Below are 21,244 nucleotides of genomic sequence, written 5' to 3' on the forward strand. Positions count from 1 at the left end.
GAGTGGTTACTGAGTAATACCACGTGTAATTTTCCTATTGAATTCTTTTAATACTTCTGCTATTTGTATAGCGTTTCCAGAGCTTACATCAGCTATTATTTCAACTAGGTTTTCTCTAGAGTATGCTGAGAGCTTGTAGATCGTTATAGGTGTATTTGCAAGTATTTTCTCGGTGAATTCGTAGTCGTCTATGTCTTTATAGTAGACTATGTATTTACCCATAGGTGTTTCTAATTCGCGTTTAGAGAGTGTGTTGGCGTAGTCTCCAAGGTCTTTTAATAGTATTGCGTGTAGTCTACTATCAGCTTGGTTAACAACGTGTAGTTCTCTAACTACGTAGCGTTTATTGGGTTTTATAGCTATGTGTAATTTATCGGTTCTACCCATGATCCTGGCTATAGGGTAGTATAGTAGTGAGTATTTTGGTACAGTTGTATATACAATGTAGACTTTATCACCGTTTTCCAGGTCGTATATTGCTTTATAGCCAACAAGATATCCTAGTAGTATATAGGATTTATCTCGGGGCTTGAAGAACTTTTCTAGGTCATCTGTAACCTTTTTCATTAATAGAATCATAACTTTTCTCATTTTAAAATACCAGATCACCATTGCCACTGCGAGAACTGATAGTATTACTACACCTAGATAATCTAGAGAAATCACTTCTCTAACACCCTAATCCTACCTTCTAATTCCTCTATATCTCTTATATTTTCAGTTGGCCTACCCAGGTGTTCAATAATAATCCATTTTACACCATAAGACGCTATTTCCTCTATGTATCTCCTCTGGAGTTCTAGTACTCCGAGCTCACTAGCTATACTCTCAGGTAATACTCTATTTAAAACAAGTAGTTTGGGTTTATTCCGGGTTTTCTGAACCAAGAAGTTAAATGTTTCTCTGAGTTCATACATGGGTAGTGGTTCTGGTGTAGCTACTATTACATAAGAGGTTTTTTCAGGTAGAGCTAGTTGTTCTCGTAGATACCCATATTCACTCTTCATTTCATAGAGTTTTTCCAGCGCTCTATCTTTTAACTCTACTTTTCTCCCCAGTGTTCTAGCTGTAACGTATCTAAGAGACACTATTCTCTCTCTAACCTCTATTAGTTTATTTAGCCAGGTCAGGTAGAGACTAGGGAGTATTAGAGTTCTCAATGCCACTCCTGTAGGAGGTGTGTCAACCACAATGTAATTGTAGTTGCTTTTATAAACTCTTAGTAGAGCTCTAAGAAATACTTCTTCTTCTACTCCAGGTGTATATTTAACTACGTCGACAACGTTTTCTATATTATATACTGTTAGAGATGGTGTGAGTTCTCTGAGTAGCTCTGCATACTTAGATGTAATAGCTTCTACTTCTCTATCTATGGTGATTTGTTGAATATGTAGGTTTCTAGTGATCTCGACGTGTTCTTCACTAGTTAAACCAAGGTATTTAACCAGGTGTTTTGCTGGGTCTAGACTTAATAGTAGAGTACTACCAAACTGGCTTAGAGATCTAGCTAGGAGTATAGAAACCGTTGTTTTACCTACACCACCCTTACCCAGAACTAAGACAACGTGGGGATAACACGAAATAGGTTGCAGTAAGTCTACTGGATTAATCACCACTCACCACCAAGTGCAGACATTAAATCGCCTAGTACATCTTCTCCTTTAAAAGCTCTCGAGGCGAGAATTCTCAATTCATCTCTCAGTGTATCTAATAGTTCAAGACTAAGTAGTGGTGTTAATGTTCTAATACCGACGAGTGGACCTAGAACTATTGTGAGAAAAACAGTTTCAAGCTCTAAATACTCTCCCTCCAACGCGCTAACACTTTCCTCTAGTAGTGCTTGGTCAACTCCTTTGATAAACCACAATAGCTCTCTAATAATTCCTTTAAGTTTTTCCAGCATACAGGATCGCCCCATAGAAGCATGAATAAGTATGAAAAGAATATTGGATAGAAAAAACTATTGTTTACTAGCCATTCTCAATCCTCTAATAAACAGTATTATTAATAGGAAGTCTAGGCCTACTGAGATAGCTACTATTGTTCCAGTACCAACAATATATATTGCTGGTAGATATGGCACTATGAATATCAACCATACGATTAAAGCTGCTGTAACAGTAACCCATAGGAATAATGCTGGTATCAACATGAGGAGGCTTAGTCCACCTCTTACTTTTAGAATAACGTAGACCCATAGAGTCGTTGTTAATAATGCTAGTGCTGCGAGTAATTGGTTGGTACCAGCGAATGCTGGCCAGACAATACTGTATGCATATATGAATTTACCGGGGTTGAGTGGATCTGGGAGTTTTGGATAGGCCATTACTGCACCTATTAGCACAGATATTATTGAAGCAATCCATCTATTAGTCAATACTTTATGTAGACCAGGCGATCTCGGTTTAACCCAGTCGAAGAATTCACTCCAGGCAAATCTAGCTAATCTATTCGCTGTGTCTAGAGTTGTAAGTACAAACGCTGTAAGAGTCCAGGCGGCAAATGTTTTGAAACCAGTGAATAATATTGGAAATGCTTCAATACCCACTACTCTACTCCACGCCATAGCTTGTGCAAAACCATACGCTGTATAGAATCTCTCTGCTCCAGTGAATTTCAATATATTGGGGGTTGCTGTAATGTTTATACCGGCCTTAGCTACTAGTTCGAGAGGTATACCAGCGCTCTGAGCTATAGAGGCAAAGTCCCATACAAGAGCTGCTGGTAGTATAACTGCTAGTGATGATACAGCACCCTCTGTTAACATTCCACCATAACCTACGAGTAGAGCATCTAGTTCATTTGACAATTGTTTAGACGTGGTTCCAGAGCCTACTACCGAGTGGAATCCGGAGAGTGCGCCACAAGCTATAACTAGTGGTACAGTTGGCCAGAACCACGCTATATCCCATGTAGCAGGTAGTGAGCCAGCTGGCGCGCCAATGGCGCTGCCTTTAGCTGCAAATGATATGTATGCTGGACCCGTGAACTTCAAGAATGGCAGTAGTAGTGGTGCTATTACAGCTAGTACTACGAAAACCCATAGTAGATATGCGTTTAAATAGTCTCTGGGCTGTAGTAGATACCATACTGGACTTTATTGTTCAAACACGCCTAGTCTACTTGCTACTAGGTACGCGTTGAAGTATTTTGGTATACGAGTAGACGAAGTGGAATCAGTGAGGTTTAGGGGTTCTGGGTGGCCTGGCTACACAGTTGTAAAAACCAAGAGGGGCATTATACGAATACCCTCCTCTGTTTTCTGGGATTGCGGGTTTGGACAGTACTTTTATGGTTTAAACTGCTACCTCTGTACAGACCAGACGAATACTCAGGCTGATATTTCACTCGCAGATCCTTGGACTCTACCCCATGAACCCATCAAAAAGCTTGGAGGAGCAACACTAGTAGTCGTTAGGAGTGAGAGGGGCTTAGAGGTATTTGAAGAAGCAGTGAAGTCCGGGTATATCTCAGCCGTGGAAGTAGACCCCATATACGCAGTTCAAGATGCCACGCTATTGAGGCTATCGAAGAGGACTCTAAAGAAGACCACTAATACTACCTATCTATCTCCCAGCTTCACAACGATAGCTTACGAGATAGTATACCATGTAGGACACTCGCTAGCTTTGAGAGAGGGTTTATGGCCTCTTCTAAGAGCATATCACAAAGTCTTCGTGCCACTAGTTTTCAAGGCTACTGGTTTCCTAGACTCTAAATTAGGTACTACTTGGACTAAAATGTACAGGGGCGTAAAGCTCTTACAGAAGACGAAGCTACAGAGAAGAGATTTATTCGCATAGAAAAGTATTTCCTAATGTAGCGTTACATAGTACGTGTATAGCTTCGTATTCAATACTATTGCTTCTCAGCATTGTTTAACAAGGAGCATCCATGCTCACTCTCCAAGTTTCATTCTCGACCTGGTCAAAGACCCCTTCTAAGTTTCCAAATCCACCTATAACACTCTTATCTCCACTGTATTTTACACCAGTCAACGTGGTGTTGAAGAGGGTTTGCTTCACTGCCTACTATTACTTGTGTAGTAGTGGATGCATGGGTTTCCGGGATTTGGAATTAAAGAGAATAGAAAAATACTTCTCTCTTTGTTACCCCGTAGAGTCTTTTCTCTTAAATGACGGGCAGGCTGTACAAAATAATACATGTTTCTTCACATTGAGTATATATCTATCCATATACTTCTTCATATCCAGCCCCTCAAAAAGTTCTCTTGCACGCCAGCGATAACAATAATCATTACTACCGTAGTACTCTCATCTATCGCGTTTTTAACACAGCCTGTTCTCAAATGAAATTCGTTTCAAAGAGGATTTCATCTAGAAGCTTCCTGACTTCACTGATTTGTGGTAGTAGTTCTGTATTTTCGACTAGCTCGTTGATTATAGTTGAGAGCTTATTGATTTCCTCTTCTAGCTTGTTTACTTTCACGGTGAACTCGTCTACTCTTGCTTCTAGCTTATCTACCCTGCGGGCTAGTTTTACTACTTGCTTGATTCTACTTCTTGGGTTTTTGAATCGCGATACCGCTTCGTGTACTTTATAGATATTGTTGCGTTGTTTGATCCAGTAGAGTAGACACGTCTTGCTAGTCTTGTTGTGTTGGTTGGAGTGGTAGGGTTGTTCCAGTGCCTTGTTTGACTGCTTTTTCGTATACTAGTTTGGCGACTACGACGTCGTGTACTGCTATTCCTAGTAGGATTGCTGCTTTTCTTGGCTTGTTTCTCAGGTGCTCTATTCTCTTGGTGCATATGTCTCCCATGTCTAATTCTATTTTGCCGGGGTAGTTTTTGAAGTATGGGCCTTTTGCCCTGGTTGCTAGGTATTGTTGTTTATCGTCTACAACGAAGACGTCGGCTGTGTTTACTACTTCTTCTTTAACGGCTGCATCATAGTCTACTGCTATGACTAGAAAGTCTTTTTTCAAGTCGTCGAGGCCTATAAACCTCCTCGGCTCCTCCGACATAGTGGTAGCTGTGACTACTACATCGGCGTCTCTCGTAGCACACTTGTAGTCTCTACATGGGACTAGCTCTACACCCGGACACTTAGACCCCATATCCATGATATACCTTTCTATCTTTTCTGGTAATACGTCGTAGACATATGCCTTCTTAAACTCGAGTACTTCTCTCAGAGCAAGTAGGTGTATCCTCCCCTGGACGCCGAGCCCTATTATACCAATACTCTTTGTTTTCACAGGGGCCAGGTATTTCGCGGCGACACCAGACGCTGCTCCCGTGCGAACCATAGTAATCCATGTAGCATCCATTACAGCTATAGGTATACCAGTAGACGGGTCGTTGAGAATAATCAAGCCCTTTATATATGGGAGGCCCCTAGCCGGGTTTCCAGGATACCCAGAAACCCATTTAACACCAACAGCGTCTACTTCACCACCAATATAAACCGGCATTGCATGAATAAACGCGTTTTCCTCGGGTGAACACCCAGTTTTGGAGGAAGTTCAACCCGGCCCTCGCCTTTCAATCTAAACCCTTTCTCAACTGCATCAATAACCTCTCTAAGAGCTATGTTTAGAGACTCGATATCCCTTCTACTCAAATATAGGATCTCCACGAAACCACTCTACCCGTATAGGAATTCCACGTTTTTACTTAATATGTTTTTACCTTATGCTTTCTACATCAACGGTAATGACTTGCTTGTAGTGTTAGCTATTGTATTTTTATTCTCTACTACTATTCACTCTTCTGGTATTGGTGATTAGTGTTTATGAAGGTGGTTAGAGGCTGGCGTGCTGTTTTACTAGCTACCACACTGGCTTCTTTTCTCACACCGTTTACTTCTTCATCTATTGCTATTGCTCTGCCATTAATGGCATCTGAGTTTGAAATCTCACTTGCTAGTGTTAACTGGGTTGTAAACGCGTTTTTAATACCGCTTGCTTCAACTGTTCTCGTTTTCGGTAGGATTAGCGACTGGCTTGGTAGGAGTAGGGTTTTCAAATTGGGTCTTGTATTGTTTACTATTTCATCGCTCGCTGTTTTCACTGCTCGTGGATTCACAGACTTAATGGTTTACAGGTTTATACAGGGATTGGCAGCTGCTATGATTACTAGTACAGCTATAGCAGTACTGGGGGAAGTTGCTCCGAGAGAGCGGCGTGGATTAGCTATTGGCTTGAATACTATGGCTGTATACCTGGGTTTAAGCACTGGGCCCTTGCTCGGTGGTTATTTAACTAGTTGTTGTGGGTGGCGCTCACTGTTCGCGTTTAAAACCCTGGTATCACTACTAGCACTACTAGTTGCATTGAAGACAGTGGAGTCTAGTAGAACAGTGTCTCCTAGACCCAGTATCCCAGTATTGGTGTTTACAGCTACTTCGATAAGCATGATTATTTATGGAGCATCAAACCTCAATAGTCTAATTGGACTCGTAGTAGCTCTCACTGGATGTATCTCGCTGTCCACTGTACTCCTAGTAGAGCGGTGGAGTAGTAGGATCCTCCATTCAAAACTATTTAATACGAGGATAATAGCGGCTGTTGTAGCTACACTACTCAATTACAGTGCTACCTACGCGCTGACAGTACTGTTAAGCAACTACCTCCAGAAACTACGTGGTCTACCGCCGAGCGAGACTGGTTTAATACTGAGTATTCAACCAGTAGTACAAGTATTATTATCGCCTATTGCAGGGTTTCTAGGAGACCATTATAATCCATCAATAATAGCGTCCACGGGCATGGCGGTGATAACAATTGGAGTTTATAGTCTAACACTACTGACTCCTGAAGCCGTTTGTCCCTAGATGCTCGTTTGTATGGGTTTATGGTCTCTCATTGCATCTAGGGACTTTCTCCTCGCCCACTCTTTCACTGGTAGCACTGCTACCTCTAGAGTGGGTTCACTGGGCATTGGGGCCAACGGCATGGGCCCCTTGAGAGTTAAATACTTCTTTTCAATGTTTAGAACTGCGACTACGTCTCTACCAGACTCGAACCCGCAATTGGGGCATTTCAAATGCCTAGGGGCACTGCCCCTCATCAGCTTGGAGTTGCAGAGTGGACACGTGGAAGAAGTGTTTTTCGGGTTTACCTTGAATACTAGAATGCCTTTCTCCAAGCACTTTTCTTCTATGGATTTAACCATGCTTCTAAAACCAGCCTGGTATATCCTGTGCCTCAGCACTGGATCCTCGACATTCCTGATCATATTGTCACTGCATTTCCTTGGGAGGTTTTCAACTACAACCACTGCATTCAAATTCTTAGCTGTATTGGCAATGATATTGGCTATTTTCAATCTAATATCTCTCTTCCTCTTCCACTCTCTGCCGTGGAGAGCTCTGCTAATACATTTATTGCCTTTAATGCTCTGTAAAGCCTCTCTATACCTAGCATACCCTATCGTAATATTCTTTATCCCGGTTTCAAGAATGTATACTCTACTAGATGCTTTAACTGTTACATTGTTTTCATTAACGTCTACCGAGATTACTTCTTCAGCATTAGCAGTGTTAACGCCGACTTCTTTCTCGAATACGAAGTATACCAGTAGCCTCCTATGTTTGTAGTCGACTTTGATCCTTGGCTGAGTTCTCAATGTCCACCCTGTGTTAATATATTTCCAGTAGAGCTTGTGTGGTTGTAACTCCACTGGTATATACCCCTTATGCGTAGATACAAGAATCAGTGTATAACCCACCCGTTTCCATAAGTGGTCGTCTAGCCAAATACTAATACTCTTGACCACTGGTTTCTCTGTTTCCGCTAAACCCGTTTTCTTCAGCTTCAAGAAACTCTTAATACGAGTAGCGGCGTCTTGGCATGCTGTGTGTATGTAGTGGCTAGGAAGACGTGGATATCTCACACGTAGCTCGTGGTATTTGTCTTTTTTCAACCTGGTGAAAGAGTCTATCTTGTTCTTAAGGGCGTAGTCTACGAGTTCCACGAGGATCTGTTTATAGAGGGCTTCAAGCTCCTTGAAAACATCTAGCTTCCTCCTTGAAAGCCTAATACTGGGCACAACGATTGTTCTTGTTAAAACACACACTCTTTTTCAACCTCTTCTAGGAGTTTTTTAAAGCCTTCAACTAGCTTTTTCTTTCTGTGACTCCTCAATCCATAGAGTTTGCCAGCGAAGCTGGTGACTACTGCTAGCAGATCTTCTACTAGCTCCTGGTATGCGTCTTTTGGTTCTTCTCCGAAGACTACTTCCACTCTGACACCATATTGGTTGAAGAAGTATTCTAGGTATTCAAAGCCAAACCTTGTTAATCTATCCTTGTACGTTACAACTACTACGTCAACTTGTCTATCTACTACGTAGTTGAATAGTTTGAGTAGACCTTTACGATTAGTGTTGAGACCACTAGCTACATCGCTTAGAACATCAACTACTCTATAGCCTCTAGCACTACAGTACTGAGTTAGATATTCCACTTGTCTTTCTAAATCACTCTTCTGGTCTGAGGAGCTTACACGAGCGTAGATTACCGCTCTCGTTTCAACTAGAGTGGATAGCCCCTCAGCAATTCTCTTAACTTCGCTCTCGGGTATTCTATACTTGCCACCAGCTGTTCTAATAGCTCTAATCCTACCATCTCTAATCCAGCGATAGAGAGTAGTGTAGCTAATACCAAGCCTCTCACAAACCTCCCTAGGCCTCAACAACCTCTCAGAAATCTCCATCACCAATGATAATAAAAGAAATAAATGCTTATAAATCTAACAAACACAAATCAAAAACAAAACAGCCCTCTAACACAGTTATACCCGGCATTGATAATACTGGGAGCTGGTTTCGCGTTCTTTGCATCGCCAAACACTACAGCTGTATTAAATATGAGTCCACGAGAAGCATACGGCTCGGCAAACGCGTTACTAGCAACTATGAGGTTTCTCGGGCAGGCCCTAAGCATGTCAATAATAACCACTATAATGACAATACAGGAAGACCTAGCACTAGCAGTAGAGACCTCACTAGTAATCTACGTATTCCTCTGTATAGTGGGAACCCTTCTATCACTAATCCCCATTGTAAAAAAGAATAGTGAGTAGAACAAGCAGTTGGAGGAATTAAGAAAAATACAAAAATAATAATAACAATGAAGATAACGAACTTAGCTAGGAAGGACAATTAATTGAGATTAAAAATTGGTGGGTAATTGTGAAGATTGCTTTGATTCGTAGAGAGTATATTACTCACCTTGATGGTGTTAATAGATTTATTGCCTATCTAGCAGAGGGTTTTATCAAGCTTGGCTACGAAGCAACTATTTTTAGCTGGTGTTACCAGGGGGTTGAACGAGAGAAACTCGGCGAGTGGTTTAAAGAAATGCACGGTCTCGACTCCCCTATACCCATACACACATTGAAACAAGAACCGTGTAGAGGAGACCCATGGTTTAAAATGGCTTTTGATTGGTTGACAAAAGGTTCTAAACTCCTCTCAGAAGAAGGCTTCGATGTAGCTATAGTCAACGGCATTATACCCCTCATGTTTAAACCCAAAATTGCTGTAAGCCATGGTTTTACCCGAAAAGTAGGATGGTTCTACGAAATACTCGTGAGAGAGTTGTATAGAAGGTATGATAGGATAATTTGTGTTAGCTCTAAACTAAGAGATGAGACTAAGACAAGACGCAATATAGACTGCACGGTGATTCCACTCCCTCTAAAACTAGAGCTTTTCAAACCCTTAGAACCTGGTGAGAGAGAAGACATAATTATACATATTGGTACTAGGCCTGTTAAAAACCCCCAGATTAGCATAGAGGCTGTAAAAATACTGAGAGAGAAAGGCTACAACGTTAAACTCGTAGTTATCGGACCCCCTGCAACACTACCACGAGTTGAGGGCGTCGAGTACAAGTATGCTATAAGTGAAAAAGAAAAACTAGAACTTCTATGTAAAGCAAAGGCTCTCATACTGCCCTCAAGCTACGAATCGTTTTCCTATGCATCTCTAGAAGCTACAGCTTGTGGAACCCCCGCAGTAGTCTCTAACGCTACACCGGAAGAAGTCGTAATCGATGGCTTCAATGGTATAAGGGTTAATAGCTTCAACCCAGTAGACTACGCTAATGCCCTAGAAAAACTCCTAGGAAACCATGAGTTATGGTTAAACCTCTCAAGAAACGCCTTGGATTTCGCGAGGAAATATAACTATATTGAAATAGCGAGAAAGTACATTGATCTCATCAAGGAGATATTATGAGAGCAAGAAAGGCATTACTAAGGAATTAATAGAAAGCTTAAAAACAATCCATAGCTTCTACTTCGAGTTTAATGGGAGATTAGAGGTCCTAGTAAAAACTTACAAAGACCTTTAAAACCTATACCACGCAAACTACTCGTTTAACCTACAAGTACTTTTTAAGACAGTGAAATAATAGAATTACTAAGTGATTTCTTCATCTATAAATACACTGAAAGTAGGGAGGTATTAACTAAAAATATTTTTATTTAACCCCTTGGATTTAAACGGGCTGTGTTGCTGGTGAGGGTGTGGTGCTTTGTAGTTTTTTCACTGTGGACCCTAGACCAGCGTATAGTAGTATCCATGCTATTACTGCAAGTATTGGTATAAAGAGGCCTATTATGAATAATACTCCGGCAACAAGGTATAATGTATCTTGGTATTTGTCTTTGAGTTTGAAGCACAGTATTATAACGCCTATGGTACCCAAGAATACGAGTATTAATCCAATAACAATTATTAAGAGGCCAATAAGGACTAGTGTGAGTATAGCGCCGATTAATAGTAGTATTAGGCCTCCTATATATCCAATTCTAATGAGTTTTGCAGCAGTTGAGAATTCGGGATAGATATCCGCGAGGTTCTTTACTCCTGGAATAAACTCTCTGTATAGTCCTATGAGTGCAATTATAACTCCAACTATAATTAAAACAACAAGAGCGACACCACCAGCTACGAGGCCTTCAAGCCCATCCATAGCACCCATTGCTAGAATACTCGTAATTCCAACAAGAATAGATATTCCCAGGAATATCCATGCAATAAATACTAGTAGTACACCCTTCTTCATGCGCTGTAAGGCATTTATTTCTTCAAGACTACGAGGGCTTTGAGGAATTGCTATATCGCTCATAGTAATACCCCAAGTAATAATATATGCCTTTACATTTATAAATTTAAATAATAGAACTGTTAATTCTCATGTAACCAATACAGCTTTTATAGATTATTACTTACATAGATATTTACACATGTTAAAATCCTAGTTGACTAGTTTCATCACAGTGTAGCTTAGAGACTTGTGATTAGCAAAGTAGTTTTAGGGATCTACTGTATCAAACCTAGATTACACTAGTAGCTCAACAATTAAAAGCACTCTTGTTTCAAAAAGAGCCTGCTAGGAATACACGCTGTATTTTTAACTCCAGGGTTTAAACGGGTGGCTGTATTGGTAGTTGTGTAGCTTCTAGTTTTCTTATTGTTTTACCCAGTGCTATGTATAGTAGTATCCATGCAAGTACTTCGAGTATATGTATGAAAATACCTACTATGAATAGTATCCCAGCAACTAAGTATAACGTGTTACTGTATACATCGTTGAGTTTAAAACACAGTATTACCACTCCTATAAAACCTATAATTAGAAATACCATTCCAACAAGGATTACAAAGACACCTATAACGACTAGTATTAATGGAATACCAATTAAAACAAGAAGTAGTCCCACTATATATCCTAATCTAATGAGTTGTGCTGGAGTTGAAAACTCGGAGCGGACACGCGCCAACCCCGTTACTCCAGGAATAAACTCCACGTAGAAACCAACTAGTGCAATAACCACTCCAATAACGAGTAAAACCAAAGCAACTACTACACCGGGTAGAATACTAGTAAAGCTGGGTGGGCCTCTTACCCTAATAAAACCAGGTATTGATACAATAAAACTAGTAAATACTGTAGCAACAGCAACAACCATTATCAACCATGCAATAAGCAGATACAAAACACCCCTCCTCATCCGCCGCAAAGCATCAATCTCTCCAAAACCAGAACGACCTTGCATAACTGACACGTAAGACACTACAACACCACCGTAAAATAATCAGCATATCAAAACTATAAAACTTATTCTCAGCAATAGCGATATATTGACACCATGGAAAACAAGTTCACTAGATGTATGAGTGGATAAGTTTTCCACGAAGAATAATACAATAGGTTCTAGGGAGGAGACTTAAATGTATTTTACTTAGAGACTTGTTAGAGAATAATAATCAAGGTTGAGTTAGAAACAAAAAGCGAGGTTTAACAGCGTGAAGACCTCTGTAGTAATACCTCGTGCCGTAGGCCTCCCGAAGGGTGTCCATGACCTCCACGTAGAGTGGTCAGTGGCCACAATGAAGCGTGGAGCCGAGACACAACCCGTCCCAGGCAAGACCCACCACGACCTAGGACGGGAAACGGTAAACATATACCTGTGTCTTGAAAGCATCTATCAGTAGTGTGTTTTATTTATTATTTTGGAATATAATAGTATGCATGGTTAACTATATGTAATTTGGAGAACCCGACTATTATGGGGGTATCTCTATGAGAATAGCAGTACTCCACGCATTGTTTGATATAGCTGGCGGTGCTGAGAAGCTGGCGCTGGAGTTGGCTAGAGCTCTCGATGAGCTCGGCTACGATGTTGAAATATTGACTTTCTATAGGGATAGAAGCATCTTGGAGAGGAATATAAACCTCCTCGCCCCCGGACGCAAACCCAGAGTTGTGGCTAAACCAGTTCCGTTGAGTTACCGCTTCCTCGATGTTCTAAGCCCAGGGAGATTTGTGAGGCTCAAGCGGCTACTGGCGATCAAGTCTTCACTAAAGAACGTAAAGAAAGAACACAGCTACGACTTAGTCTTCGAGACATGTAGCAACACGCCTCTAAACGTAGACGTTTCCTACATCCACTTCCCAGTGAAAATTATTGCGTCTCAGAGGCTCGGTAAGAGCTTTGCTTACAGGCTATACCACTCCATCGTCGAACGGTATGCCATGACGATCGAGGGTGAACCAAGACTGGTGTTTACTAACAGTTCTTGGACAGCTAAAAAGATACTTGAAACCTATCCAGAGTTCAAGGGAAAGGTTCACGTTCTCTATCCCACAGTCGACATAGAGTACTTCAACGAGGTGGCAGATAGAGACAGGGAAAACCTAGTCGTCACCGTCTCAAGGTTTACCCCTGAGAAAGGACTTGATAAAATACTCGACGTTGCGGCGAAGATGAGAGATTATAAATTCGTGCTTGCCGGCTCAGCCGAGCGATACTCCAAACCCGTGCTTGAGGATATCGAGAGGCGGGTTGAAAAAGAAGGTTTAGACAACGTTGAATTACTGGTTAACACGCCACGAGACAAGCTAAGAGAGCTACTTGGTAGAGCAAAGTACTATTTACACCCACCATACGCCGAGCACTTTGGTATAGCAGTAGTCGAGGCTATGGCTGCTGGTTGTATACCCATTGTCTATAGGGATGGCGGGGCATGGTTTGACATCGTGAGTAGGGTTTCGGATATACTAGGCTATAGTGATGTAAACGAGGTTCCCGGGATTATTAGGAGGATTGAGAGTGATAGAGTGCTCTACGAGGAGTTGAAAAACAAGAGTATTAGTGTCTCCAAGGAATTCAACTACGAGAGGTTTAAGAGTGAACTATCAAAGTACATGAACTACCTACTAGAAACTCGTATTCATAGTTGATAATGCCTATTCGAGTAGATATATTTGTCTTAACTCTATAGTTGTCAATAGTGTTTTCTTGAATTATCTTGAGGGTTTCCTACTGGCGTTGGCTTACTAGTGTGGGTAGAAGACTTGTTATTGGTGTATACGGGCTTGCCGAGCATAATGATAGATATGTCAACTTTGCTGAATACCTAGCTAGAAATAATTTTGACTATTGCATGATGGATTTAAGAGGTCATGATAGAACAGTCGAGAAAACAGAGAAGAGCTGTGTAGATGGATTGGAGGATTTTATCTAGCTATAGGAATAGCTATTAGGTAACTCTGTATACTCTGGCATTAAACTGAGGCAATTTATTCTTCTAGGTGGGTCTATCGAGTTTCACTGATTTAACGAATATATTGTTTTTCATATTGTTTCTATATATTGTTCAACACCCGCAATTACAAATGAAAGCCTCGTCCTTTAAGGCGGGAAGGAGGCCAGAGATATATTGATATAGAGGACTCTGAGAGCGTATTGAGAGCTATTAGAACAACACCGCCGAATCAGCCAATAGCTCTTATACTATACACGCCTATAGGACTTATATTAGCGGCTTCACAAATAGCTATGGCTTTAAAGAGGCATCCAGCAGGGAAAATAGTTATTATTCCACACTACGCTATGAGTGGTGGTACATTGATAGCACTAGTAGCTGTTGAAATAATAATGGATCCAGATGCTGTTCTAGGACCACTAGACCCACAACTACAAGTAGGTGGCGCTGTATACCCGGCTCCAAGCCTTGTTAAAATAGCCAAATCTAAAGGCAATGCTACAAGCGATCAAACCCTAATACTGGCAGACATAGCCGAGAAAGCAAATAGAGAAATACAAGAACTCATAGTATACCTACTCGAAGATAAAATAGGACGGAAAAAAGCACTCGAAGTAGCCAGGAAGCTCACAGAGGGCCACTATACACACAACTATCCAATAACGGTAGAAGAAGCTAGAAAACTAGGATTAAACATAAATACTAATGTACCGCCAGAAGTAGATATGCTCATGGATCTCTACCCACAAGCACTACAACAAAGACCAGGAGTAAAATACCTTCTAAGATCACATAATCCATACTACCAGCGGAGAACAACGAGTATAGGATAAATAGAAGAGCTTAGAATCCACAATTATAGACCATTTAAAAACCTGGAACCCCTGGTAAAGAATATGTTTCTGTAATGTTAAATGTTCTTGTTCTACTTGTTACTTCTATTCCAAGTGGTTTAACCGGTATTTCCATCGAGCCTTCGAGTGTTACCGTTATATTCTTTTTACCTTGTAGTATTTGTACTAGTATGTTTTCAACTATATCTGAGATCTCTGTCTCTATTAATATTGTAGTGTTTACACTGGTGTTGCCTGGTAGCTTGATTTTTTCTCTCACGCCCTCACCAATTAACACGTTGTTAAATAGTATTCTACAGTTTAATCTCTCTATTTCTAGTGTTACTGGTGATGGATTATCTAGTTGTAACTCTATTTCAAGGATTATTTTTGATGGTATTGGAAAGCCTTGGAGTTGTAGAGTTTTTACTGTTGCTCTTAATACCTCTATTTTCTCGGCTCCTGTGTATAATTGATGTGTATGATAGCCTAGTAGACCAGTAACTACTAGTACTACAACTATAATTACTAGCATAATCCTACTCGTACCGACCACCCTTCTAGTTAAACATGGGGAATATATTAAAATTGTTTTTCGCCTAGTATAGGTGTCTTAGTTTCTCTGGGTTTGTTAGTGAGAGTAGTAGTATTGCGTCTTTTGCTTCTATCTTGGTGTTTTTAGCTAGTTCTGCTAGTAGTTTCTGGTATACTGTTTGCTTTAATTCCTTGGTTATTGTCGAGAGAGTGTCTGCGTAGTCTACTGGTATTGGTATACCTGTCTCGCCGCTAATGTGTATTATACTAGAGATCAATGAGTCGTCCTCTAGTGTATCGCTAGTTATATATTCTATTTTTGTCGCTACTGGATATATTGTTGTAGGTGCCCGGTAGAAAGCTAGTTTAACAGTGTAGCCCATTGGGATATTGTTGACTATGGATTCATACCATTTAAGCCTTGTTTTCAACCATTCTCTTTGAACACCCGGTTTTCCTTCTAGTTTCTCTAGTTCACTATTTATATCGTGGTGTGAACCAGCTATAACGTATTCTAGTGGCTTCAATATTAAACTCAGTACTGCTTTATCACTTAGTCTTAGACCACCATATCCAAGTATGTTGACGATGTCTCGCGAATAACTCCTCTTTAAAACACCTACTAGTGCTGTATTAGTAGAGTCTGCGAGCTCTATTATTTCATTTGTGAGGTCTACTGTCTTCTTTAATCTCTCGCCGGCTAGTCCACTACGTGGTAGTGTTCTCGGTATTAACTCGCCGTCTAATAAGAGCACGTCGAAGTCTAATACGCCCTCTTTCTTTTTTTCTAGTAGTTCTCCGGCTACTAGTCTCTCATAATACCTAGCTGTAATACTAGTCAAGTCGTCGTTAAACCATAAATCAATATATACCCTGGGTTCCACTGTTTTCTCACCGCCTTTAACGCACTTTGAACCATACAGGACTGAGACAACGTTTACTAATCCAAGATCAGCCGCCGACCAACTCTATAGCTGGAGCCGTGAAACTAGAGTCGACTGCTACATAACAGAGTTCTCTAGGAGGCCCGGCCACACCGAACTCGAAGAGTTCTCTTCTAGACTCCATTGTTTTTCTAATTTCAACTAGTGTATTCTTCAACTTCTCGATTTCTCTACTTAGTTTCCAAACGGCTTTATCCAGGGCTTTATCGACTATTTCAGGTGAAACACCATATACTCCACTAATTAATGTTTCATCGAGAGGGGCCTCCAACCTCTCTCACCTTGATCAACATTGGGTATTTCAATGGATTGCCGAGGCCCGCGAAGAAGAATTCTCTTGTTTCCAGTAGTGATAGTGTTTCTAGTCTTATACCAGCAAGGTCTACGAAGTTCTTTAACTGCTCGAAATCGCTTGGTGTTTGTAGCTTGCTAAAGAACACTGTATTAACATTGTTTCTAATATCTATTGAGAAATCTAGTACTCTCTGACTAGCTAGTACTACTCCTAGATTCCACTTTCTCCCTTCACGTAATGTTTTTTCAATCATGTGGTTGGATGGACTACAACCCTGATAGCAAGCGTAATTATGTGCTTCGTCGATCACTACGAGTGTATTAACAGGCTCCAATCTCTCAGTAATAATCTCCCAAAAATCTCTCGAGAAATCTCTTGACAATAACCCTCCTAGTTTCCGTTTCAACCGTGCTGAGGTCTACTACGAGTAGTTTATCTCTATGGAGTTTCTCAACTAATTCATCTACGCTGTAGCGCATACTATTAAGTCTCTCAATGTAGTGTCCGGCGAAAAGCGTTATATATAGTGGTAGTTTTAATCGAGTAGCTGGTTTAGCACCGAAATACATAGCAGTATTATTCACGTAACCAGCTAGTTTACTTGGATTCCATGCGCGACTACTCGATACATTTATAGTGAGTTTTTCAATTTCTTCTCTACTAATATCAGGTAGGTTTTTCTGGTATTTTATGAAGTTACGCCACTGCTCACATAAATCTCTTCTACCACTTTCACAAATAATGTATTCCATTAGAGCTATTGGAACATAATCCTCAATTAGTTTTTCAACAGCACCAACAGCTAGTTTTAATCCTTCAGTAATTGTTTCTACATCTAATACTATTTCATCAGCTCTCACTGTTTTATCAGGCCAGTATGGTGTATAATCCATTCCCGTATGGTCAAAGACTAAAACACTCATATTTGTCTTAGCTAATACTTCATCTACAAGTGCTTTAACTAGTCTCGACTTACCAGTACCCGTTGTCCCCACTACTGCTACATGGTATCTAAGTGCCTCCGACTTAAATGGTAATTCTACACCACTATATTTGTGCACACCAATTACTAATCCACTGCCAAGATCAAGATTTAAATCCCTAGGCGACTCGATGAGGTAAACCTTGGATCTAGGCGTTGGAGGCGTAGTTGCAGGTTCTATTCTATTACCAGTAAATTCACCAATAATCTTAACATATACTGTTTCATAGGGTATGTCTAAACCGCCTTCAGCCAATTCTGGTTTTTCAATAACAGCAGATCTATAACTTGTAGTAAGCAATGGGTCTAGTTTAACAGTGGATCTAAGAACACCCAAATACATTCTCTTAAATTTAATATCTTCTATTACCGCGAGGGATTCTTCTTTAACGAATCCTTCAACTCCCTTATAGACTAGTATAGGAGCTTCAAAAGACCTAGAATAAGACGCTACAACACCAATTTCTCTCAAAACAAAACACCCACTACTACAATTAGGAAAAAAAAAGAAGTACTTATAGTTATGAGTATATTGGAGCATAGTGGTCTAGAAGTAAAAAACACTATATTAGACCTATTAGTCTAGGTATCCATAATGCTAGTTCTGGTATGAATATTACAGCAACGTATATAGCTACATATAGCAGGATAAATGGTATCATTGCTTTCAATAGTTTTTCAATACTTATTTTCATAGCGTCGGATACAACGAATACTCCAGCTCCTACTGGTGGCGTAGCAGTACCTATTAGTACACCCATAAGGAATAATGCATTAATATGGTATGGATTAACGCCGTATGGGGCAAAAGTACTCACTATTACTGAACCCCAAGCTACAGCTAGTACTATTACGTCGAAGAACATACCTAGTACAACGAGTATTAATGCTAGTATAACGAGAGAGATTTGTGGACTATATATTGTAGCTATACCTCTAAAGAAGCGTAGTAGAGAGTCGTTAATTCCCGTTAACGACCATGTAAAGTTTAGAATGTAAGAAGTAGAAATCATTAACATAACTACAGCTGTAGATTTAGCTGCATCTAGAAACATACTTGGTATACTCTTTAAATTAAGTCTTCGATATAATGCTGCCACTATGAATGCTAGAATACAACCAAATGCTCCACCTTCCGTTACCGAGAATACTCCTATATAGATTCCTATTAGTATTCCAACGGGGACTGAGAGTAATGGTATTGCTTTTAACCAACGTATAATTATCTCTCTCAGTGTATATTTCTTTTCTATTCCTCCATAGCCCTTGATATATGAAATAATTACTATCAATACAATTAATGTAAACGCAATTACCAACCCCAGTGAAGCACCAACCATAAATGTTGTAAATACAGATGTACCTGTTGAAGTAGCAAGAATAATTGCAGGTATACTTGGAGGTATAAATGCTCCTAGTGGTGCTGAAGCAGTAATAACTGCACTAGCAAAATCCCTAGGGTATCCTCGCTTCTCCATTTCAGGACCTACTAGTTTGGAAAACGCTGCTGCTGTTGCAGCTACTGCACCTGTGAGTAGCCCATAGAATGCACATCCAAGAGTTACTACTACGCCGAGTCCACCCTTTACTCTACCTACAACTGGTTCTAATGCATCGACAATTACCTCTGTTAGACGGGTTTTCTCGAAGACAACTCCCATTAAGATGAATAGGAATACTCCGAGTAGTGGAAACGATGAAATTGGTATCATTATAGCTGATATTATAATTGACAGTGATTTGCCATATATAACTAGAAATAGTAGACTTGTTAAGCCTATAGCGAATGTTACTGGTGGTCCAATTAGAATTAATCCTATTAGTATTAGTAAAAATACAATTGCAATTAGCCATACCGGTAGAGAGGTTATAAAAGATGTTATTGCAGAAAATATAAAGAGCAAAATGGACTCCATTATTCTTCACCCTCTTCCTCTAGTTTTAACTAAGTTGAAAATTTTGATCACATATCTCACAATCATAAAGGAATATCCTACAATAACTGCATCGTAAAAATAAATTAGACTTAAACGCATTACTGCTGTTTTCTGGACTGAATAGAGCCATCTATAGTTTACTAGTATATAGATTATTGATGCAAGATATATTATTGAAACTACATAGATAACTATCTTATACTTCCAGCCGAGTTTTCTAGGTAGGATTTCTACTCGTGGATGATCTCCTCCTCTCAACACACTACTACTTCCAATAAAAACCATCCATGAATATAGAAGCCACGATAACTCTGTTTCCTCGGGGAACGAGCCTAGATGAGTATATCTCACAACTGCAGCATAGAATAACGAGCTAACTAAAAGTACACCGGTTACTAGTAATACTAGTGTTTCTATAGTGTTTAGTGTTCTATCTACTATTACAAGAGCCCTCTCTAATTTATTCATGGAAGCACACCTATATGAATAATAAATGAGAGTGTAGAAAAAACTATGAACTCATACTTTTTCTATAGTTTTGTAGCCATTGGAGTGCTCCTGCTGGTATTTTATCCTGGTATTTTGGTAGGAATTCTTTTTCTAATCTGTCGAATATGGGCTTTGTATCAACATATATTATTTTAGCTCCCTTAGACATCAAGTATTGTAGTCCTATGACTTGCTCTACAAATAAGCCCCATGCATTCTTCTCTGATGATGCTTCACGTGCAGCTTCAATAATTATTTGTCTTATATCTGCGGGGAGACTGTCTAGTATTTGTTTACTTGCTACTACATAGTGCCATGCATAAGCCCATGGTATTAACGCTATATTAGGTGCTACTTCGTAAAACCTCATAGCTATTATTGCGGCCACCTCGTTCTCCATTGCATCAATAGTCTTGGTTTGTAGCGCTGTATAACACTCTGCATATGCTATAGTGTTCGGATTTGCTCCAAGTGCTTTAGCTGCGTCTATATATGGCGGTGAATTCATAACACGGAGTTTTAAGCCCTGGAAGCTTTCAAGAGATGTTATTGGTTTTTCAGGTATAGATAAGAAGTATCTGGCTCCACCCACTGTTATACCTAGTACCACCCATCCAAACTCGTTTAATACACTATTTGAATACTCCAATAACCAATCCGACTCTGCAAAAGCCATTGCCTCCTCTGTACTCCTAAATAATCCAGGGAAGTTGAGGAATTGTAGTTTATCTGTATAGGCTGCAAACCTAGATACCTCGATTGTAGCCATGAATAACTGTCCTGTTCTCATCAACTCTAAGTATTGTGATTGATCACCGAGCTCTCCACCCGGGTGTAGTATTATTTTAACTCTACCACCAGTTCTCGCCTCGACTTTTTCTTTAAACCTAGTGAAGAAATAGTGGTGTGTATCTAGCGGGTTGGGTGCAGTGAGGTATGCAACATGCAACTCGTATTCGGGTTGTGGAGTTGTAGCTACTGTTGTTGTCACAGTGACGGCTCCTCCAGAGGGTTGTACACTAGAGGAGCCGGCAAAATACCCTGCTACTCCAGCTATAATACCTATTACAATAGCGATTAGTATGAATACTCCATACGTCTTTTTACTTGTTTGGCTCATATATATACACCCGTATTCTATTCTCCCCTAGAAGTGGTTTTATAGCTTAAATAAAACCAGTTTTATTGGCTATTTATAGGATTGAA

At 40.1% G+C, this 21,244-nt stretch carries 27 protein-coding genes and 1 pseudogene; 8 read left to right on the plus strand and 20 right to left on the minus strand.

What is annotated here, in order from left to right:
* Positions 1 to 6 precede the first annotated feature (6 nt).
* The 4 genes and pseudogenes from ACZ5YP_RS02210 to ACZ5YP_RS02225 all read right to left on the minus strand — a co-directional run.
* Complete coding sequence (locus ACZ5YP_RS02210) at positions 7 to 666, minus strand: hypothetical protein (protein WP_464835625.1); 660 nt, start codon at positions 664 to 666, stop codon at positions 7 to 9.
* Positions 663 to 1,613, minus strand: coding sequence for an ArsA family ATPase (locus ACZ5YP_RS02215; RefSeq protein ID WP_464835626.1), 951 nt, complete (start codon positions 1,611 to 1,613; stop codon positions 663 to 665). The genes ACZ5YP_RS02210 and ACZ5YP_RS02215 overlap by 4 nt, the downstream gene beginning before the upstream one ends.
* Positions 1,610 to 1,903, minus strand: coding sequence for a DUF7990 family protein (locus ACZ5YP_RS02220; protein ID WP_464835627.1), 294 nt, complete (start codon positions 1,901 to 1,903; stop codon positions 1,610 to 1,612). The genes ACZ5YP_RS02215 and ACZ5YP_RS02220 overlap by 4 nt, the downstream gene beginning before the upstream one ends.
* A gap of 57 nt (positions 1,904 to 1,960) precedes the next feature.
* A pseudogene (locus tag ACZ5YP_RS02225) lies at positions 1,961 to 3,034 on the minus strand (carbon starvation CstA family protein); the annotation flags it as partial.
* On the opposite strand from ACZ5YP_RS02225, the gene ACZ5YP_RS02230 reads away from it, so the two are divergent.
* Together ACZ5YP_RS02230 and ACZ5YP_RS02235 are read left to right on the plus strand one after the other, a co-directional pair.
* Positions 3,010 to 3,144 carry a hypothetical protein gene (locus ACZ5YP_RS02230; protein ID WP_464835628.1) on the plus strand — a complete coding sequence of 45 codons (135 nt, stop codon included), beginning with the start codon at positions 3,010 to 3,012 and terminating at the stop codon, positions 3,142 to 3,144. The pseudogene ACZ5YP_RS02225 and the gene ACZ5YP_RS02230 sit on opposite strands and share 25 nt — an antisense overlap.
* The gene (locus ACZ5YP_RS02235) at positions 3,141 to 3,803 is read left to right on the plus strand and encodes a Coenzyme F420 hydrogenase/dehydrogenase, beta subunit C-terminal domain (RefSeq protein ID WP_464835629.1); all 663 of its coding nucleotides are present in this window, start codon (positions 3,141 to 3,143) and stop codon (positions 3,801 to 3,803) included. The genes ACZ5YP_RS02230 and ACZ5YP_RS02235 overlap by 4 nt, the downstream gene beginning before the upstream one ends.
* A gap of 75 nt (positions 3,804 to 3,878) precedes the next feature.
* On the opposite strand, the gene ACZ5YP_RS02240 is transcribed toward ACZ5YP_RS02235, so the two are convergent.
* From ACZ5YP_RS02240 to ACZ5YP_RS02255, 4 genes are all read right to left on the minus strand, one after another.
* Entirely contained in the window at positions 3,879 to 4,025 is a 147-nt protein-coding gene (locus tag ACZ5YP_RS02240; RefSeq protein WP_464835630.1) for a hypothetical protein, read from the minus strand.
* Positions 4,026 to 4,305: 280 nt separating this feature from the next.
* Positions 4,306 to 4,449 (minus strand): hypothetical protein, encoded by a 144-nt coding sequence (locus tag ACZ5YP_RS02245; protein ID WP_464835631.1) that lies wholly within the window; start codon positions 4,447 to 4,449, stop codon positions 4,306 to 4,308.
* Between the two features lie 157 nt (positions 4,450 to 4,606).
* Positions 4,607 to 5,434 carry an ornithine cyclodeaminase family protein gene (locus ACZ5YP_RS02250; RefSeq protein WP_464835632.1) on the minus strand — a complete coding sequence of 276 codons (828 nt, stop codon included), beginning with the start codon at positions 5,432 to 5,434 and terminating at the stop codon, positions 4,607 to 4,609.
* Positions 5,407 to 5,598: a hypothetical protein gene (locus ACZ5YP_RS02255; protein WP_464835633.1), complete on the minus strand. Its 192-nt coding sequence runs from the start codon at positions 5,596 to 5,598 to the stop codon at positions 5,407 to 5,409. The genes ACZ5YP_RS02250 and ACZ5YP_RS02255 overlap by 28 nt, the downstream gene beginning before the upstream one ends.
* 156 nt (positions 5,599 to 5,754) lie before the next feature.
* Between ACZ5YP_RS02255 and ACZ5YP_RS02260 the strand changes: the two genes are divergently transcribed.
* On the plus strand, positions 5,755 to 6,795 hold the full coding sequence (locus ACZ5YP_RS02260) for an MFS transporter (RefSeq protein ID WP_464835634.1): 1,041 nt from the start codon (positions 5,755 to 5,757) through the stop codon (positions 6,793 to 6,795).
* Here ACZ5YP_RS02260 and ACZ5YP_RS02265 read toward each other — a convergent pair.
* Together ACZ5YP_RS02265 and ACZ5YP_RS02270 are read right to left on the minus strand one after the other, a co-directional pair.
* Positions 6,792 to 8,039: an RNA-guided endonuclease InsQ/TnpB family protein gene (locus tag ACZ5YP_RS02265; protein ID WP_464835635.1), complete on the minus strand. Its 1,248-nt coding sequence runs from the start codon at positions 8,037 to 8,039 to the stop codon at positions 6,792 to 6,794. The genes ACZ5YP_RS02260 and ACZ5YP_RS02265 overlap by 4 nt on opposite strands.
* Positions 8,027 to 8,677, minus strand: a complete 651-nt coding sequence (locus tag ACZ5YP_RS02270; RefSeq protein WP_464835636.1) for an IS607 family transposase — start codon at positions 8,675 to 8,677, stop codon at positions 8,027 to 8,029. The genes ACZ5YP_RS02265 and ACZ5YP_RS02270 overlap by 13 nt, the downstream gene beginning before the upstream one ends.
* A gap of 24 nt (positions 8,678 to 8,701) precedes the next feature.
* Between ACZ5YP_RS02270 and ACZ5YP_RS02275 the strand changes: the two genes are divergently transcribed.
* Complete coding sequence (locus tag ACZ5YP_RS02275) at positions 8,702 to 9,046, plus strand: hypothetical protein (RefSeq protein ID WP_464835637.1); 345 nt, start codon at positions 8,702 to 8,704, stop codon at positions 9,044 to 9,046.
* Between the two features lie 109 nt (positions 9,047 to 9,155).
* On the plus strand, positions 9,156 to 10,205 hold the full coding sequence (locus ACZ5YP_RS02280) for a glycosyltransferase family 4 protein (protein ID WP_464835638.1): 1,050 nt from the start codon (positions 9,156 to 9,158) through the stop codon (positions 10,203 to 10,205).
* Between the two features lie 262 nt (positions 10,206 to 10,467).
* On the opposite strand, the gene ACZ5YP_RS02285 is transcribed toward ACZ5YP_RS02280, so the two are convergent.
* Positions 10,468 to 11,100, minus strand: a complete 633-nt coding sequence (locus tag ACZ5YP_RS02285; protein WP_464835639.1) for a DUF973 family protein — start codon at positions 11,098 to 11,100, stop codon at positions 10,468 to 10,470.
* Positions 11,101 to 11,398: 298 nt separating this feature from the next.
* A complete protein-coding gene (locus ACZ5YP_RS02290; RefSeq protein ID WP_464835640.1) occupies positions 11,399 to 12,049 on the minus strand; it encodes a DUF973 family protein in 651 nt (216 codons plus the stop codon).
* Between the two features lie 509 nt (positions 12,050 to 12,558).
* Between ACZ5YP_RS02290 and ACZ5YP_RS02295 the strand changes: the two genes are divergently transcribed.
* The 3 genes from ACZ5YP_RS02295 to ACZ5YP_RS02305 all read left to right on the plus strand — a co-directional run bounded on the left by ACZ5YP_RS02295 (position 12,559) and on the right by ACZ5YP_RS02305 (position 14,857).
* Positions 12,559 to 13,719, plus strand: coding sequence for a glycosyltransferase (locus ACZ5YP_RS02295; protein ID WP_464835641.1), 1,161 nt, complete (start codon positions 12,559 to 12,561; stop codon positions 13,717 to 13,719).
* Positions 13,720 to 13,820: 101 nt separating this feature from the next.
* A complete protein-coding gene (locus tag ACZ5YP_RS02300; protein WP_464835642.1) occupies positions 13,821 to 14,003 on the plus strand; it encodes a serine aminopeptidase domain-containing protein in 183 nt (60 codons plus the stop codon).
* Positions 14,004 to 14,224: 221 nt separating this feature from the next.
* Complete coding sequence (locus ACZ5YP_RS02305; protein ID WP_464835643.1) at positions 14,225 to 14,857, plus strand: SDH family Clp fold serine proteinase; 633 nt, start codon at positions 14,225 to 14,227, stop codon at positions 14,855 to 14,857.
* A 34-nt stretch (positions 14,858 to 14,891) separates the two neighbouring features.
* Here ACZ5YP_RS02305 and ACZ5YP_RS02310 read toward each other — a convergent pair whose 3' ends face one another.
* From ACZ5YP_RS02310 to ACZ5YP_RS02345, 8 genes are all read right to left on the minus strand, one after another.
* Positions 14,892 to 15,392 carry an LEA type 2 family protein gene (locus ACZ5YP_RS02310; RefSeq protein ID WP_464835644.1) on the minus strand — a complete coding sequence of 167 codons (501 nt, stop codon included), beginning with the start codon at positions 15,390 to 15,392 and terminating at the stop codon, positions 14,892 to 14,894.
* Positions 15,393 to 15,456: 64 nt separating this feature from the next.
* Positions 15,457 to 16,275, minus strand: a complete 819-nt coding sequence (locus ACZ5YP_RS02315) for a DNA double-strand break repair nuclease NurA (RefSeq protein WP_464835645.1) — start codon at positions 16,273 to 16,275, stop codon at positions 15,457 to 15,459.
* A gap of 67 nt (positions 16,276 to 16,342) precedes the next feature.
* Positions 16,343 to 16,606: a hypothetical protein gene (locus tag ACZ5YP_RS02320; RefSeq protein WP_464835646.1), complete on the minus strand. Its 264-nt coding sequence runs from the start codon at positions 16,604 to 16,606 to the stop codon at positions 16,343 to 16,345.
* Positions 16,587 to 17,012 (minus strand): ATP-binding protein, encoded by a 426-nt coding sequence (locus ACZ5YP_RS02325; RefSeq protein WP_464835647.1) that lies wholly within the window; start codon positions 17,010 to 17,012, stop codon positions 16,587 to 16,589. The genes ACZ5YP_RS02320 and ACZ5YP_RS02325 overlap by 20 nt, the downstream gene beginning before the upstream one ends.
* Positions 16,969 to 18,084 (minus strand): helicase HerA domain-containing protein, encoded by a 1,116-nt coding sequence (locus ACZ5YP_RS02330; protein ID WP_464835648.1) that lies wholly within the window; start codon positions 18,082 to 18,084, stop codon positions 16,969 to 16,971. The genes ACZ5YP_RS02325 and ACZ5YP_RS02330 overlap by 44 nt, the downstream gene beginning before the upstream one ends.
* A gap of 91 nt (positions 18,085 to 18,175) precedes the next feature.
* On the minus strand, positions 18,176 to 19,528 hold the full coding sequence (locus tag ACZ5YP_RS02335) for a TRAP transporter large permease (RefSeq protein WP_464835649.1): 1,353 nt from the start codon (positions 19,526 to 19,528) through the stop codon (positions 18,176 to 18,178).
* Positions 19,529 to 19,534: 6 nt separating this feature from the next.
* Positions 19,535 to 20,017 (minus strand): TRAP transporter small permease, encoded by a 483-nt coding sequence (locus ACZ5YP_RS02340; RefSeq protein WP_464835650.1) that lies wholly within the window; start codon positions 20,015 to 20,017, stop codon positions 19,535 to 19,537.
* 43 nt (positions 20,018 to 20,060) lie between these two features.
* Positions 20,061 to 21,158, minus strand: a complete 1,098-nt coding sequence (locus ACZ5YP_RS02345; protein ID WP_464835651.1) for a TRAP transporter substrate-binding protein — start codon at positions 21,156 to 21,158, stop codon at positions 20,061 to 20,063.
* Positions 21,159 to 21,244: the final 86 nt, after the last annotated feature.

The sequence above is a fragment of the Sulfophobococcus zilligii genome, from assembly GCF_055398255.1.

Excerpts from the sequence above, each read along its gene's own strand:
- ACZ5YP_RS02220 (WP_464835627.1), bottom strand. The coding sequence starts at position 1,903 with ATGCTGGAAAAACTTAAAGGAATTATTAGAGAGCTATTGTGGTTTATC.
- ACZ5YP_RS02250 (WP_464835632.1), bottom strand. The coding sequence starts at position 5,434 with ATGCCGGTTTATATTGGTGGTGAAGTAGACGCTGTTGGTGTTAAATGG.
- ACZ5YP_RS02260 (WP_464835634.1), top strand. The coding sequence starts at position 5,755 with ATGAAGGTGGTTAGAGGCTGGCGTGCTGTTTTACTAGCTACCACACTG.
- ACZ5YP_RS02270 (WP_464835636.1), bottom strand. The coding sequence starts at position 8,677 with ATGGAGATTTCTGAGAGGTTGTTGAGGCCTAGGGAGGTTTGTGAGAGG.
- ACZ5YP_RS02275 (WP_464835637.1), top strand. The coding sequence starts at position 8,702 with ATGCTTATAAATCTAACAAACACAAATCAAAAACAAAACAGCCCTCTA.
- ACZ5YP_RS02285 (WP_464835639.1), bottom strand. The coding sequence starts at position 11,100 with ATGAGCGATATAGCAATTCCTCAAAGCCCTCGTAGTCTTGAAGAAATA.
- ACZ5YP_RS02295 (WP_464835641.1), top strand. The coding sequence starts at position 12,559 with ATGAGAATAGCAGTACTCCACGCATTGTTTGATATAGCTGGCGGTGCT.
- ACZ5YP_RS02310 (WP_464835644.1), bottom strand. The coding sequence starts at position 15,392 with ATGCTAGTAATTATAGTTGTAGTACTAGTAGTTACTGGTCTACTAGGC.
- ACZ5YP_RS02335 (WP_464835649.1), bottom strand. The coding sequence starts at position 19,528 with ATGGAGTCCATTTTGCTCTTTATATTTTCTGCAATAACATCTTTTATA.
- ACZ5YP_RS02340 (WP_464835650.1), bottom strand. The coding sequence starts at position 20,017 with ATGAATAAATTAGAGAGGGCTCTTGTAATAGTAGATAGAACACTAAAC.
- ACZ5YP_RS02345 (WP_464835651.1), bottom strand. The coding sequence starts at position 21,158 with ATGAGCCAAACAAGTAAAAAGACGTATGGAGTATTCATACTAATCGCT.